General features: G+C 70.8%; 11 protein-coding genes and 1 riboswitch. Of the genes, 9 read left to right on the top strand and 2 right to left on the bottom strand.

The features are described 5' to 3' along the window. Positions 1-204 precede the first annotated feature (204 nt). From ACTWPP_RS40805 to ACTWPP_RS40830, 6 genes are all read left to right on the top strand, one after another. A complete protein-coding gene (locus ACTWPP_RS40805) occupies positions 205-2,847 on the top strand; it encodes an outer membrane protein assembly factor BamB family protein (protein WP_443109840.1) in 2,643 nt (880 codons plus the stop codon). Between the two features lie 628 nt (positions 2,848-3,475). Continuing rightward, positions 3,476-3,997, top strand: coding sequence for an ATP-binding protein (locus ACTWPP_RS40810; protein WP_443109841.1), 522 nt, complete (start codon positions 3,476-3,478; stop codon positions 3,995-3,997). Beyond that, positions 3,994-4,845: an SAM-dependent methyltransferase gene (locus tag ACTWPP_RS40815; RefSeq protein ID WP_443109842.1), complete on the top strand. Its 852-nt coding sequence runs from the start codon at positions 3,994-3,996 to the stop codon at positions 4,843-4,845. Before ACTWPP_RS40810 ends, ACTWPP_RS40815 begins: the two co-directional genes overlap by 4 nt. A gap of 141 nt (positions 4,846-4,986) precedes the next feature. Beyond that, positions 4,987-6,033 carry a hypothetical protein gene (locus ACTWPP_RS40820; RefSeq protein WP_443109843.1) on the top strand — a complete coding sequence of 349 codons (1,047 nt, stop codon included), beginning with the start codon at positions 4,987-4,989 and terminating at the stop codon, positions 6,031-6,033. Positions 6,034-6,059: 26 nt separating this feature from the next. After that, positions 6,060-6,821 carry a class I SAM-dependent methyltransferase gene (locus ACTWPP_RS40825; RefSeq protein ID WP_443109844.1) on the top strand — a complete coding sequence of 254 codons (762 nt, stop codon included), beginning with the start codon at positions 6,060-6,062 and terminating at the stop codon, positions 6,819-6,821. 80 nt (positions 6,822-6,901) lie between these two features. After that, a complete protein-coding gene (locus tag ACTWPP_RS40830) occupies positions 6,902-7,612 on the top strand; it encodes a hypothetical protein (RefSeq protein ID WP_443109845.1) in 711 nt (236 codons plus the stop codon). A gap of 13 nt (positions 7,613-7,625) precedes the next feature. On the opposite strand, the gene ACTWPP_RS40835 is transcribed toward ACTWPP_RS40830, so the two are convergent. Then, positions 7,626-8,444 (bottom strand): exodeoxyribonuclease III, encoded by an 819-nt coding sequence (locus ACTWPP_RS40835; protein ID WP_443109846.1) that lies wholly within the window; start codon positions 8,442-8,444, stop codon positions 7,626-7,628. A gap of 363 nt (positions 8,445-8,807) precedes the next feature. Here ACTWPP_RS40835 and ACTWPP_RS40840 point away from each other — a divergent pair, with 363 nt between their 5' ends. Together ACTWPP_RS40840 and ACTWPP_RS40845 are read left to right on the top strand one after the other, a co-directional pair. Then, on the top strand, positions 8,808-9,953 hold the full coding sequence (locus ACTWPP_RS40840) for an FKBP-type peptidyl-prolyl cis-trans isomerase (RefSeq protein ID WP_443109847.1): 1,146 nt from the start codon (positions 8,808-8,810) through the stop codon (positions 9,951-9,953). 220 nt (positions 9,954-10,173) lie between these two features. Further along, on the top strand, positions 10,174-12,972 hold the full coding sequence (locus tag ACTWPP_RS40845) for a transglycosylase domain-containing protein (RefSeq protein WP_443109848.1): 2,799 nt from the start codon (positions 10,174-10,176) through the stop codon (positions 12,970-12,972). A gap of 73 nt (positions 12,973-13,045) precedes the next feature. Here the strand turns inward: ACTWPP_RS40845 and ACTWPP_RS40850 are convergent, their stop codons facing one another. Then, complete coding sequence (locus ACTWPP_RS40850) at positions 13,046-13,426, bottom strand: hypothetical protein (protein WP_443109849.1); 381 nt, start codon at positions 13,424-13,426, stop codon at positions 13,046-13,048. 72 nt (positions 13,427-13,498) lie between these two features. Further along, a riboswitch (SAM riboswitch) is annotated at positions 13,499-13,613 on the top strand. 42 nt (positions 13,614-13,655) lie between these two features. Between ACTWPP_RS40850 and ACTWPP_RS40855 the strand changes: the two genes are divergently transcribed. Then, positions 13,656-14,939 (top strand): aminotransferase class V-fold PLP-dependent enzyme, encoded by a 1,284-nt coding sequence (locus tag ACTWPP_RS40855; RefSeq protein ID WP_443109850.1) that lies wholly within the window; start codon positions 13,656-13,658, stop codon positions 14,937-14,939. The last annotated feature ends 79 nt before the right edge of the window (positions 14,940-15,018 follow it).

A 15,018-nucleotide genomic window follows, 5' to 3' on the forward strand; every position in this document is an offset into this window, starting at 1 on the left:
AACCGTTTGAACCGCCTGGACCGGGCGAGACCGGCCGGAACCGGGAGAAGACCAGGCGAGATGGGCCGGTGCCGGTGGGAACCAAGGGCTTGGTTCGAGCATCCGATTTCGGTACGGCTGGTCGATTGTTTCTGTGCGCCTGCGTTCGCGGCGAAGCGGCGGCCACCGCCGCTTCACCATGCTCCCCAGGGGAAAGGTGCCGCTTTGCTGCCGAAGTCGAACAGGTCACGCGCGCTGGCGGCGGGGGGATTCCTCGCGGCTCTTGTGCTGGTCTTCGGGGTGGTCCAGGCGCGCGGCGGCGGCACGGGCATCGCTCCGCTGCCGGACGGGGAGAAGCAGCCGAAGGCGGTCTCGTTCAGCGACAAGGCGATGTGGGACGAGCGCAAGCTCGGCATGTCCGGAGTCGCCGGTGTCGAGCTGCGCGGTGATGTCGCGATCGTCGCCGGGGACGTCGATCTCGGTGAGGGGCGGCTGGCCGTGGTCGATGTCCGGACCGGGGCGCCGCGTTGGACCCTGGGCGCCGGTGCATCGTTGAGGGGCGGGGGCGGTGCCGTCGCCCATCACGGCCACGGCCACCGGGCGGAGCACCTGCGGAGTGTCACGGGCAACCCGGCCGTGTACGGCGAGGGGGACGACTGGTCGGTCCTCGTCCAGTACACGGTGGGCGCCCGGGGGCGTGAGACGGAGATGGGCGTGGCGGCGCTGTCCGGCAAGGACGGCACCGTCCGCTGGAAGCACGCCCTCGTCCGGCCGCGTGCCGGAGACAGGGGCGACGACGAGCGCGAGAAGAAGATGCGGCTGCTCGCCGCGGATGCGCGGGTCGTCCTCGCGAGCGTGGAGGCGAAGGAGAGCATCGACCCGAAGACCGTCGCGCTGGACGCGGCGACCGGCCGGAAGCTGTGGGAGCACGAGGGCGGCTGGGCGTACCGGTTCGCCGGCGACCTGGTGCTCGGGGAGACGCGCGGCGAGCGGCCCCAGCCGGCGAGGTGGGGGCAGGAGCGGAAGGGCACCGACGTCTTCGCGCTGGACGTGCGGACCGGCGAGAAGCGGTGGGACCTGAGCGAGGCGTTCGAGAGTTCCCATCTGGAGGCGGTGGCCGGCGGGACGGCCGCCGTCAGGGTGAGGGAGTGGAAGCCGGGCCGGACGTACGTGGACCGACGGACGGTACTGCTCGACACCGCCACCGGCCGCGACACCGCCGCGGGGAAACCCGCCAAGGGCGGTGAGGCGGTGAAGACCGACCGCCTCTACGACTGTGCCGATGACGGCCGTGCGCTGATCGCGTGCGGGGGTTCCGACGGGCGGCTGGTGACGTTCCGTTCCGGTGCGGGCGCGGAACCGTTCGCCACGGAGAAACCGCCGTTCGACGAGGAGACGCTGCCCCACGTCCGCATGGTCTGGCAGGACCGGATCTTCGTTTACGCGTCGGCCGGCGGGGGCCGTCCCGCGCGGCGCGCCGTGGTCGACCGGGCGGCGAACCGGATCGGGGCGGCGCCGCCCGGCGAGGTCGCCGCGCTGTCGGAGCAGGCCGCCGCGTTCCGCGTACCCCGGGAGGGGGCGACCTCGTCCACGCCGACCGGCCTCGTCGTTCATGCCGCGGCCGTCGGCGCGGAGCCGTCCGAGCCCAGCGGGCCCGGAAAGCCGACGCTGAAGCCGCCCCGGATCGACGCGGCGCCGCTGTGGACGGGGCACAGCGCCGGGACCCTCGCGTCCGTCCCGGCGCCGGAGTCGAAGCCGGCCAAGGACACCGGTCTGGTATCGGTGCAGGGCATCAGCCTCGCCGGCGACGCCATCGTCTACGGCGGCCGGGACGCCGAGGACGACGACCTCGACAAGCAGGTCGTCGCGGACGCCGCGACCGGGAAGGTGCGGTGGTCGATCCGCGAAGGCGCGTCCCTCAGCGGCGGCGCCGAGGTGAACTTCCTCGACATGCCCCACATCGTGGACGTGGGTGGGGAATGGCTGTCGTTCGTCGAGTACTCGGGGCCCGGCGACCAGGAGGGCGTCGCGGCGCTCTCCCTCAAGGACGGAAGCGTCCGGTGGAAGAAGCGGACGAACGGCGGGAACGGCTACGCGATCCTGAAAGCGGCCGATGACAAGACGTTCGCGGTCCGTGTGTCGAAGCCCGACGCTTCCGAGGGCGGGGACGAGATGGTCGTCTACGCGACCGGGACCCGGAAGGAACTGTGGCGCAAGCGGGGAGTGGAGCCGGAGAGCGTCGGCGCCGGTCTCGTCCTCGCCGCCGAGCGCGGCCCCGTCGAGGACGGGAGGCGGGAGCGACGCGACCTCATCGCGTACGGGGCGTCGGACGGTGAGCGGCGCTGGCGGCTCGGCGACCGGTACCGGGAACCGGAGCTGCTGCACGACGAGGGCGGCAGGACGATCGTCGTCGGCGCCGCGGACGGCGGGGCGGTCCTCGACCGGGCGACGGGCCGTGAACTGGCCAGGACCTACACGCCTCTCGCCCGGTGCGATGGGGACGGCGACGCGCTCATCGTGTGCCAAGGGGGGCCGGACACGCAGGGAGGCGACCCCGGTATGCGCGCGGTGACGATCCAGACCCGCGACGGCTCCACGAAGATCAACGACCTGCTGGAGACGGGATTCCTCACCCGCTACGGGGCGATCGGGGACTTGTTCGTCGCCCTCCGGCCGGCCACGACCGGGGCCGGGGCGAAGCCCGAGCGGTTCCTGCTGCTCGACGGGGAGGGCCGTCTGGTCTCCGACGACCTGCCGGGCAGGCCCAGGGCGATCGGCGGCGGTTTCGCCGTGCTGACCCCGTCCAAGATCGTTCACAGGTTCGGCGGCGGGGTGGCGAGCTTCAGCGTCCACCGCGTCCGCGGCTGAGGGGCACGGCGCGGAGGCTCGGCGCGGGCTCAGTCGCGGGCTCAGTCGCGGGCACGGCGCGGGCTCAGTGCGGGCTCAGTGCGAGTGCGGCGCGGGCTCGGAGCGGGAGGGGGCGGGAGAATTCACGATGATTCTTTCCGGCGAATCCGCGATGTGGCGGGGCTTCGGCCGGGAGTAAGGTCAGGGCGAATCTCCACAAAGATCCGCATTTTAGTTTATCAGTCAACTTTCGAATCGCCGTACCGAGTCCGTTGTCCTGGACCGTTTCGCGCAGAAGATCCGACGGTGGTTCCCGGGCGGGCCGACGCTCTGCCGGACGACTTCGCCGCGCTCCGCGCCCCGGCACGGCGCCTGCACACCCGGCCCGGATGGCCTGGTCAGGTGCGAAACCGCCGGCCGCCGTCCCATTCTCCGCCGAGAGCACCGCGGCAACGTGTGGTGGATCACCGACGGACGGTGACGGTTCCCAGCGTGGAGCAAGGCCCTTGCATCCGCGCAAGCATCGGTGACTGGTTCATGCGCACTGCGTAAGAGTGTGTGTTGTCACACTTCCACGTCCGAATTCGACCAGGCCGAAGAACACATGTTCGCTTACAGCCCGACACGGAGACGTGAAGCCAACGCAGCCATGAATGCATCAGACGCGTGGTCCGGAACGCCTGTGCTCGTCCCGGCACCCGCCCCCTCGCTGGAACTCGGAATTCCGTCCGCCTGGAACAACGGCAAGTCGGCCGGGCGTCTCATCGGCGAGATCGACCTCGCCGCGACGCCGGCCGCCGTGCGGCTCGCCAGGTCCTATGTCAGGGAACTCATCGGGCAGCACTTCGGCGCCGACCGGTCCGAACTCGGCGACCTCGAACTGCTGACCAGCGAAGCCGTGACGAACTCGGTGCTGCACGCCAGGCCGCGCCGGGACGGGACCGTCACGCTGTCGGTCCTGCACATCGACCGGTACGTCCGAATCGAGGTCACCGACGGAGGCGCCGCGCCGGGTCAGCCGCGCGGAGCGGAGGAGCCGCTGCCCGTGCACGGGCGCGGTCTCGTCCTGATGAAGTCTCTCGCCACCGACTTCGGTACCTGCCGGGGCAAGAACGGGACGGCCACCTTCTGGTTCGGGGTGGGCGTCAGGGAAGGATGGCGGCTGCCGTGACGCCGGGGCCGACGCTGAACCCGACCCGGTGGACGGAACTCCTTCCTCCGCAGGACGAGGAGGAGACCTCCGGGCGGTTCAGCGGGCCGGCCCCCAGCAACGCCCGCGTCTACGACTACTACCTCGGCGGCAAGGACAACTACTCCACCGACCGCGAGCTAGCCGAATGGGCACTGCGCAAGTGCCCCATCGTGGGGCGGCTCGTCCAGGCGAACAGGGGCTTCCTGGACTACGCCGCCGCGGTGCTCGCCGAGGAGGCCGGGCTGCGGCAGTTCGTGGACATCGGCTGCGGACTGCCCGTGCCCGGCGGCAATGTCGGCGACATCGTCCGGCGGACCGACCCGTCCTGCCGCGTCGCCTACGTCGACAACGACCCGATGGTGCTCACGCACGCGCGGGCGCTGCTCGCCGTGGACGCGGCCACCGCCGCGTTCGAGGCGGACGCCCGTGACCCCGCCGGGCTGCTCGCCGACCCGCGGCTGCGGCGGCTGATCGACTTCACCGAGCCCGTCGGGGTGCTGCTGGCCGGCGTCCTCGACGCCGTCGCCGACGAGGACGACCCGCGCGGCATCGTGGAGACGCTGGTGCACGCCCTGCCGCCCGGCAGCCATGTGGTGATCACCCACTCGGTGCGGACACCGGATCTGGAACCGGTCGCCGGGCTGCCGCAGAACCCCGCCATGCCGTTCTGGCCGCGGAGCCGGGACGCGATCATCGAGATCTGCGGAAGCCTGGAGACGGCGGCGCCCTACCCGGCCGCCCTGCCGCTTCCGCACGCCGCTCACACCACGGGCCCGGTGCCGTTGATCGGCTGCATCGGGCGCACGCCGGGCCGCGAATCGGAGTGACGGCCCGCCATGCCATCCGCGCCGTGCGCGACGCTCGCCCCCGTTGGTGACGGGACGGACACATCCGTGCATCGTCCGCCCCCTGTACCCGGCCCTTCGCTAGGATCGAAACGTCAACAAGTGCCACATCTAGGGCGAGTGATGACAGCGGACGGTGAGCCGAAGTCCCTCTCCGAGATCACCAAGGGCCTGGGACTCAACATGTCCGACGTGGCGGCCTTCTCCGGGCTCGACGAGAGCACGATCTTCCGGCTGTGGGACAACACCGAATGGCTCGACCGGGTCACCGGGCGGTCCCTGCAGAGCCTCATGTCGTCCGTCCCCGGAATCGCCGAGTACTCGATGGCGCACGCCATCCGGAAAAGGCGCGACGTGCTCGTCGGCGACCTGCACCGCGAGGGCCTCACCGTCGACCTGGCCGCCCTGGAGGGTTCGGACGTCACGCAGCAGCACCTGCTGAACGCCCTTGAGGCGGCGCTGCACATCGTGCGCGGAGAGGCGACGCAGAAGACGTCGTCCTTCATCGCCCGGTTCTGGGGACGCGAGCAGGACCGCGCGCTGGAGGCGCTCTACTCCACCCAGCCCGGCAGCGGCCTTCTGAACGATCCGCAGGTGCTCTTCGACTCCTCGATCGACCTGGCTCCCCGGCTGAACCGCAAGACCTACTCGTTCCACTCGATCCTGGCGCTCAACATCCTCACGCACCAGGTCAGCAAGGTGACGGGGGCGCTGGAGGCCGACCTCGGCTTCGAGGTCCCGGGACGGCAGACCGCGTTCATGATGCGCGGCGTCGTCATGGGCTCCCTCATCAGTTCCAACGACATCGAACTCGCGGAGAGGTACCGCAAGGAACTCGACGCCACGCCCGTGTACGCGGCGCTGGAGGAATGGGCGTTCCCGACCTACACCAGAGACGGCCGCATCAGCAGCGACTTCACTTTGCCGAGCTCCCTGTCGCTGCGCAATACGGCCACCGAGGTACTGCGCGAGATAGCCGTGTACAACGACGCCTACCTGTACTACCTGGTGTCCACGTACATCCCGCTGGCACTGAAACGCGATCCCGCGTTCGGGGGGAAGATCACCGAGCTGATCCAGGCGATCGAGTTGCGCGGGGCGGACTGCCGGGACCGAAGGATCAGACAGACATGCAACGTGCTGGTGCGGCGGCTCAAGGGCATCGCCTGAACCAGGCTTTGGAGAATGGGGAGCCGGTGGAGGACACGGCGCAAGCCATCGCGAATCTGACGCGGGAGAGATGGGAGGCCAACGCACAGTACTGGGTCAAGATCATCAGGGAGCGCCGCGACCGCTACCGGACCGACCTCACCGACGGAGCCGTCCTCGACGCCATCGGTTCCTGCGAGGGGCGGCGCGTCCTGGACGCCGGCTGCGGCGAGGGATATCTGGCCCGCACACTGGCCTCCCAGGGGGCGGACGTCACCGGCGTCGACGTCTCCCAAGGACTGATCGACGCGGCCTCCACGCATCCGTCGCCGGACGGCGCGGCCACGTTCACGTGCGCCAGCGTCGAGGACCTGCCGTTCGAGGACGCCGAGTTCGACCTGGTCGTCTGCAACCACCTGTTCAGCCACCTCCAGGACCCGACGAGCGCGTTCGGCGAGTTCTCCCGGGTCCTGAGGAGCGGCGGGCGCCTGATCCTGCTGACCCTGCACCCGTGCTTCTACGTGGAGAACTCCGAGCACGGCGCGATGAACAGCGTCCCGGCGTCGCAGTACTTCGCCCCCCGCGGGATCGACCAGAGGTTCCTGGTGGACGGCCTGGAATCCCCTTCGATGATCACATCATGGCTCCGGCCGCTGGAGTTCTACGCTGGAACGCTCCGAGACTCCGGTTTCGTCATCGCGGACCTGCGTGAGCCGCACCCGACGGAACAGCAGATGCGGGACGACCCCTGGTGGCGCAAGGGCTTCCCGACGGCGCTGTTCATGCTTGTGATCGCGGAGCGCCGCTGAGCGGCACCGTCAGCCCCTGCACACGCTGAGCGGCACCGCCACGCTCTGAACCGGGGAAAGCGTGCCTTATCGTCGTCCGCATGGACGACATGCCGCCGGAGCCGGTGCCGCCGGACCTGATCGGGCACCCGGACAGGCTCCGGTGGAACGCCAAGTACGGGGACGCGCCGGCGCTGTCGCGCGTCCATCCGCTGGCGGAGCGGGCACTGTCCCTCGGCCTGCCGGACGGCGGGGTCCTCGATCTCGCGTCCGGGCCGTCCGGCAGCGCCCTGCTCGCCGCCGGGGCCGGGCGTGGCGTCACCGCCGTGGACGTCTCCGAGGTCGCGCTCGGACGGCTCGGCGCGGAGGCGCGGCGCCGCGGCCTCGAGTCGCTGATCACGCTCGTCCACGCCGATCTGGGCGCCTGGCGGCCGCGTCCGCCCGGGTACGCGCTCGTGCTGTGCACCGGGTTCTGGGACCGGGACGTGTTCGGGCGCGCGGCCGGGGCCGTCCTGCCGGGCGGTCTGCTGGCCTGGGAGGCGTTCACCGAGGACGCCCGGCGCGACCGGCCCGGCCTGCCCGCCGAATGGTGCCTCGGCCCCGGAGAGCCCGCCTCGCTGCTGCCGGACGGCTTCACCGTCCTCCAGCCCCCACCCACCACCATTCAACAGACGAGCTCCGCTCGGCTCACCGTCCTCCAGCCCCCACCCACCACCACTCAACAGACGAGCTCCGCTCGGCTTAGCGTCGCCGAGCAGGCCGGCGCCCAGGTCACCGGCAAACGCGGCCTGCTCGCCCGCCTCGGCGCCTGAGCGGGATCGGGGCCTAGTCGAGATCCACGACGACGGGGGCGTGGTCGGACGGGCCTTTGCCCTTGCGGGCCTCACGGTCGACGTAGGCGGAGCGGACACGCCCGGCGACGGCCTCGTTCGCGTAGAACAGGTCGATGCGCATGCCCATGTTCTTGTGGAACATTCCGGCCCGGTAGTCCCAGTACGTGTACGGGTGCGGTCCTTTCATGGGGGACGGCACCACGTCGTGGAGGCCCAGATCCCGGAGGTCGGCGAGTGCGCGGCGTTCGGCCGGGGTGACGTGGGTGGAGCCGGCGAACACGGCCGGGTCCCAGACGTCCTCGTCCGTGGGCGCCACGTTGTAGTCACCGCACGCCACCAGCGGCAGGCCCCCGGCCAGTTCGGCCGCCAGCGCCTCGCGGAGCGCCGCGAACCAGTCCAGCTTGTAGACGTAGTGGGCGGAGTCGGGCGCGCGGCCGTTCGGCGCGTACAGGGACCACACCCGCACGCCACCGCACGTCGCACCGATCGCGCGGGCCTCCGGCATCAGCAGGACGGGCTCGGTCAGCTTCGTCTGGCCGTCCGCCTCCCCCTCGTACACGGGCTGCCCGGGAAAGCCGTCGGACACGTCCTTGATGCCGACCCTCGACAGGACGGCCACGCCGTTCCAGCGGCCGTCCCCGTGCGCCGCGGTGGCGTAGCCGAGTTCCTCCACTTCGGCGGCCGGGAACATGTCGGCGCGGCACTTGGTCTCCTGGAGGCACACGACGTCCGGCTTTGCCTCGTCCAGCCAAGACAGGAGACGCGGCAGCCGGGCCTTGACCGAGTTGACGTTCCAAGTCGCGAGGCGCATCCTCCCAGCCTGCCATTCGGCGGGCGCACCGGCGCGAGTCGCGCGGCTCGGCGCGGACGGGGCGGCCGGTACATTGCAGGTGGACCCGGTCCCGCGCCGGGCATTGTCGCGCAGTGCCGCGCGACCGGTAGATTGCAGGTCGACCTGTCCCCCGCCAGACGGCGCCCCGCAGGCCCGTGTGACCGGTAGATTGCGGTCGGCCTGTCTCTTGCAAACGGCGTCCTGCACGGCGCCACACCCGGCCCGGATGACCGGTAGATTGCGGGTCGGCCTCCTTTGCGCGGTTTTCACGCTGTGCTTAGCCCGGCCCTGGAAGGGTGGTCACGTTCGTGATGTCGTCAAACCCGGAGCAAGTGAGGAAACATGTCCGAGGATGACAAGCCCGGGGGCAAGCCGGCGATCAAGGCGAAGGCGAAGATCCCGAACGCCAAGAACATCCGCAGCCCCGAATTCACGCCGCACGGCATCAGCGCCGGGCGCGGCAGCGGGCTGAACCGGCCGTCGGGGCTGACCGCCAAGCAGGCCCGCAAGCGGCGCATATTGGTGACCATCGTGCTGGTGGTGGTCGCGGCACTGCTCGCGGGCTTCATCTGGTGGTGGATCAACCGCCCCCCGCCCGAGATCGAGGTGACGGGCAAGTTCGCCTCCGAGCCCACGGTGCAGATCCCCACCGACCTCGCGCCCGGGGGCAAGCGCAAGGTGACCACCGCGATCAAGGGCGATGGAACCAAGATCACCAAGGGCGACATCGTGTACGCCCAGTACGTCTTCTACCAGTGGTCCAAGGACAGCGACGAAGAGGACGGCTCCAAGAAGAGCAAGAACAAGAAGCTCGCGTCCTCCTACGAGCAGGCGTCGCAGGGACGGCCGACGCAGCCGCTCACCATCGGCGACAGCGGCATCAAGGGCTTCGACGAGGGCATGATCGGCCAGACGGCCGGCAGCCGGGTCGTGCTGCAGATCCCCCCGTCCGAGGGCTTCGGTGACCAGGGCTCGCAGCTCGGTCTCACCAAGTCCGACTGGGTGGTGTTCATCGTGGACGTCCAGGCCGTCGTCCACAAGAACCAGGGACCGCAGGGCACCAAGAAGGAACTCGACGACGACAAGCTGCCCGAGGTCACGGACAAGGGCGCCGGCAAGGCGCCCGAGGTGAAGATCCCGGACTCGGACGCCCCGGAGAAGCTGCAGGTCGAGACCCTCGTGGAGGGTAACGGCCCGGCGCTGGCCAAGGGCGAGGAGGCGGTCGTCAACTACCGGGGGAAGGTCTGGGACAGCGGCAAGGAGTTCGACTCCAGCTGGAAGTCCGGTTCGCCGGCCAAGTTCCCGATCGGCACCGGCAAGACCGTCCCCGGCTTCGACAAGGGCCTCACCGGCGCGAAGGTCGGCAGCCGCGTGCTGCTCGTCCTGCCGCCGAAGGAGGGGTACGGCAAGGACGGCATGCCGCCGGACATCAAGGGCGACGACACCCTCGTCTTCGTCGTGGACATCCTCGCCAAGGTCCAGAAGTAGGCCTGCGCGGCACGGCGGCGCATGAGCCAGAGCGGCGGGGGACCCGGTCGGGACCCCGCCGCTCGGCGTTTCAGAAAGTCCGGGCTGCGACATCCGTCACGACAACCGGACAGGAGCATTGCCCGTCCTCTTATTGGGAAGCCATGGGAGAGCGCATTGGGCGTCCCACCGTACGGATCCCCTCAGGTATCGTCGGTGACGCAATAATCACGGGGGGCTTGTGAGCAACGGCAGAAAGGGTCCGGAGGGCGAGGAGCCCACCGGTCCGGGCGAGGTGGACCGGCACGACACCGAGGCCGGGCCACCGGCCGGCGGGGACGGTCCCACGACCGCCACACTGACCGTCGACGCCGAAGAATCCGCTCAGGACGCAGAATTCGGCCACGAGGACGACATATCCGATAACGGCGGAAAAGATCCTGCGGGCGCCGCCCCCGACCGGGACGAGAGCGAATCTCCCACCACCGATAAGCCCGCCAGCGACACGTTGGGCGAGCCCGTGAACGACACGACGCGCGAGTCCCCGAGCGAATCTTCGAGCGAGTCTCCGGACGCGTCGGCGGATGCTTCCCAGGCCGAATCCCCAGACGCCTCCGCGGACACCTCGGCGGGTGAGCCCCCGGACGCCTCCGCGAGTACCTCCCAGGCCGAGTCCTCGGACGCCTCCGCGAGTACCTCCGCGGGCGAGTCCGCGGATGCCTCTGCGGATGGCTCTCCCGTGGACGACGCCGGCGGGGCGGCGTCCGAAAGTGTCGGGGAGGCGGCGAGCGGTGATACCAAGACCATGTCGGCCGCCTCGTCCAAGCCCTCCTCGTCCGGGGAGGGAGGGCCGCCCGGGCGCGGGTCCGGAGGCGGTGACGGGGGCGGCGGCAAGGGGTCGGGCAAGCCCCGGAGCCGCCGGTCGCGGTTCCTGCGCCGGACGCTGTTCGTGATGCTCGGCTTCATCGGGTTCTGCGTCGCCGCGTTCGCCGTGGCCTACCTGTTCACGCCGGTGCCGTCGCCGCTGGAGAAGGCGGTCGCGCAGGGGCCGACGTTCTACTACTCCGACGGCGAGACGCAGATCGCGAAGACCGGCGTCAACCGGGACGCCGTCGACCTCGACCGCATCCCCGAGAGCACCCGCAACGCGGTGATCGCGGCGGAGAACGGCAGCTTCTACGACGATCCGGGCGTGTCCGTGCAGGGCACCACGCGGGCCTTCTGGTCCACGGTGACCGGCCAGCAGTTGCAGGGCGGCTCGACGATCACGCAGCAGATGGTCCGCAACTACTACGGCGGCATCGGCAAGGAACGCTCGATCACCCGCAAGCTCAAAGAGATCATGGTCGCCTTGAAGGTCGACCAGGAGAAGCCCAAGGACTGGATTCTCGAGCAGTACCTCAACACCATCTACTTCGGACGCAACGCCTACGGGGTTCAGGCCGCCGCCCGGGCCTACTACGACAAGGACATCTCGGAGCTGACGCCCGGGGAGGGCGCCTACCTCGCCGCCGCGATCCAGCAGCCGAGCAACTTCGCCGACCCGACCGGCCCCGACCGCGCCATCGCCGAGCAGCGGTGGAACGCCGTCCTCGGCAACATGGTGCGCGACGGCTACCTGACCTCCGCGGACGCGGCGTCGATGGAGTTCCCCACCCCGGTCAAGCAGAAGATCACCGACGTCCTCAAGGGCCAGAAGGGCTACATGGTCAACGTGGCCAAGAAGGAGCTCACCGAGCGCCACGGCTACAGCGAGGACGAGATCAACCGCAGCGGGCTGAAGATCACCACGACGTTCGACAAGCGGCTGATGGACGCGATGAAGCGGGCGGTGGAGCAGAACGCGCCGGAGGGAATGAGCAAGAAGATCCGCACGGGGGCGGTGTCGGTCGACCCGTCCACCGGGCAGGTCCTGGCGTTCTACGGCGGCCGCGGCTATTTGGAGGAGGCGCTGAGCAGCTCCTTCGGCGACTGGGCGCAGGCCGGGTCCGGTTTCAAGCCGATCGCGCTGGCCGCCGCGCTGGAGAGCGGGGAGACGCTCAATTCGAGCTATGACGGCAGTTCCCCGCAGTACTTCGACGGCTCGTCCGTCAAGAACGACGGCGGCCGGAGTTTCGGGACGGTGAACCTCGTCACCGCCACGCAGAACTCGATCAACACCGCGTATGTGAACCTCGGCCAGGACATCGGCAACGAGAAGATCGTCGAGATGGCCGAGAAGATGGGCATCCCGAAGTCGCAGATGAAGCCGGAGCAGCGGGCCGCCGCCACGTTCCCGCTCGGGATCGTGTCGCTGCATCCCGTCCAGCAGGCCGGCGTGTTCGCGACGTTCGCGTCCGAGGGCGTGTACCGGGAGCCGTTCGTCGTCAAGTCCGTCACCGACAACGGGAACCACAAGCGCACGTTCACCGAGAAGGGCGAGCGGGCGTTCAGCCGGCAGAACGCGCGTGACGCCACGTACGCGATGGAGCAGGTCGTGCGGGGCGGCACCGGGACGGGGGCGCGGCTCCCCGACGGCCGCGACGTCGCCGGCAAGACCGGCACCACCGACAAAGGCCGCGCGATCTGGTTCAACGGCTTCATCCCGCAGATGGCCACGTCGGTCGCGATGTTCCGCAGCGACGGCAAGCCGCTGGACATCCCCGGCTACGGCGCGTACGGCGGGGCGCTGCCCGCGCAGGTGTGGCGCTCGTACACGAGCGACGCCGTGAACATCAAGGATCTCGAGCCGAAGTCGTTCGGGTCTCCGTCGACCAGGCCGGGCGGCGGCTGGAACGGGTCTCCGGACGGTGACGGGCCTGACGAGACGGGCCCGCCGCCCACGACCGGCCCGGAGGAGCCGCCGTCGACCGAAGGCCCCGAGGAACCGGAGAGCCCGACACCGCCGACCGGGCTGCCGACGATCATCCCGACCGATCCCGGCGGAGGAGGCGGCGGTGACGACGGCGATCCCGGCGGCGGTGACGGCGGAGGCGGAGGCGACGGCGGCGGTGGAGGCGGTGACGGCGGCGGTGGAGGCGGTTCCGGCGGGGACGGCTGACCGAAACCGCCCCAGACCCGCCAGGACGTGGCGCGCCCCAGCCCGGAAAGCCCGGACGACCCCGGAGAGGCCGTCACTCGCAGGCTTTGCCGATCCGGGCCGGTATCTCCTTCATCACGGTGTTGAGCTGGGCCACGTCGCCGGTGCCGACGGCCGGGGCGGCGGCGCGGAGCCGGTCCGCCTCCGACTTCAGGGCCTTCTCCAGGTCGTCGTCATCGGCCTTCGCCGCCAGGTCGTCGAGGCGTCCGGCGAGCTTGTCGGTCGCCTGCCGCCACTGCGCGGGATCCGACGCCGGCACGCTCCTGACCTGGGTGATGTACTGCTGGAACGCCTTCTTCGTGTCGATGCACACCTCGCCGGGGCCGCCGCCCAGCGCCCCGCACCCGCCCAGCAGGCCGGACGCGCCGAGCGCCACCACGCCCCCGGCCAGCGCCCGAACCACCCCGTACCGCATCGCACCCTCCCACTCGTTCCCCCGGCCCGGGTCTCGTGATCCCGGACGGGCTCCGCATATACTTCCGCACTAGGTCATGAGCGCCAGCGTCAAGCCCCGGCTTGCTGGCCGGCAACCCTTCGTCCGCGATGGGGTGCCCCGGGTGAGGACCTGGCCGGACGCGGACGCGTCCCGGCAAGCGCGGATCCCGACGGCCTTGCCCGGGGTCCCTGACCCGGAAGGTTCCGGCATGCCCACGCTGCTCGCCCGTTCCCCCATCACGCCTGCTGTGACGCGCGCCGAGGGGGTCCGGGTTCGCCCGGTTCCCCGCGTCATCGGCGTGGACGTCCCGGTGCCCGTGCGGGACGGCGGCCACGTCCCCTACGCCAACCTCGACTACGCGGCCAGCGCACCCTGCCTGGAGGCGGTGCACGAGGCCGTCACCCGTGCGCTGCCGTACTACAGCAGCGTGCACCGCGGGGCGGGCTACGCGTCCCGGGTCACGACCGGGGCGTACGAGGAGGCGCGGGAGACGGTCCGCTCGTTCCTCGGCGCGTGGCGGCGGTCCGCCGTCGTGTTCACGCGCAACACCACCGACGCGATGAACCTGCTCGCGCACGCCGTGCCGGCCGGGACGAGCGTCGTCGTCTTCGAAACCGAACACCACGCGGCGCTGCTGCCGTGGAAGCGCGCGGTGCGGCTGCCCGCGCCCGCCACCCCCGCCGACGCGATCTGCGCCGCCGACCGCGCCCTGCGCGAATGCCCGATCGGGCCGCGGCTGCTCGTCGTCACCGCCGCGTCCAACGTCACGGGCGAGTTGTGGCCGATCGGGGAACTCGCGCGGGTCGCCCACCGGCACGGCGCCCGCATCGCCGTGGACGCTGCGCAGCTCGTCCCGCACCGCCCGCTCGACATGACGGCGCTCGGCCTCGACTACGCCGCGTTCTCCGGGCACAAGCTGTACGCGCCGTTCGGCGCGGGCGTCCTCGCAGGCCGCGCCGACTGGCTCCGCGCCGCCGGCCCCTACCTGAAGGGCGGCGGCGCCAGCGCGTCCGTCGGCCGGACGACCCGGTGGGCGGCCTCCGCCGAACAGCGGCACGAGGCCGGCTCCCCCAACGTCCTCGGCGTCATCGCGCTGGCCGCCGCGTGCGACGCCCTCTCCGGCGCCTGGGAGGCACTCGCCGCGCGCGAGGAGAGCCTGGTGAGGCGGCTGCGGTCGGGGCTCGCGGCGCTCCCGTCCGTCCGCGAACTGACGCTGTGGGGCGACCGGGCGCCGCGCGTCGGGATCGTGTCGTTCGCCGTGGACGACTGGAACGCCCGAGACGTCGCGCTTACGCTTTCCGAGGAGTACGGCATCGGCGTCCGCGACGGGAAGTTCTGCGCCCACCCCTTCGTCGGGCATCTGCTCGGCGGGGACGGCGCGGACCGCTCCGCCGACCGGGGCGCCGCCGTCCGTGCCAGCGTCGGCATCGGCACGAGCGAGGAGCACGTTCACCGGCTGCTCACCGCCCTCGCCGAGCTGACAGAGCGCTGACCTGCGGAGTCTCCCGCACGGTCAGGCGAATATGCTCTTTGGTCCTGTTCGCCCATGTAGCGTAGGCAGTCGCGCGGGG

This window comes from Actinomadura sp. 3N407 (assembly GCF_052245875.1).
GTDB lineage: Bacteria > Actinomycetota > Actinomycetes > Streptosporangiales > Streptosporangiaceae > Spirillospora.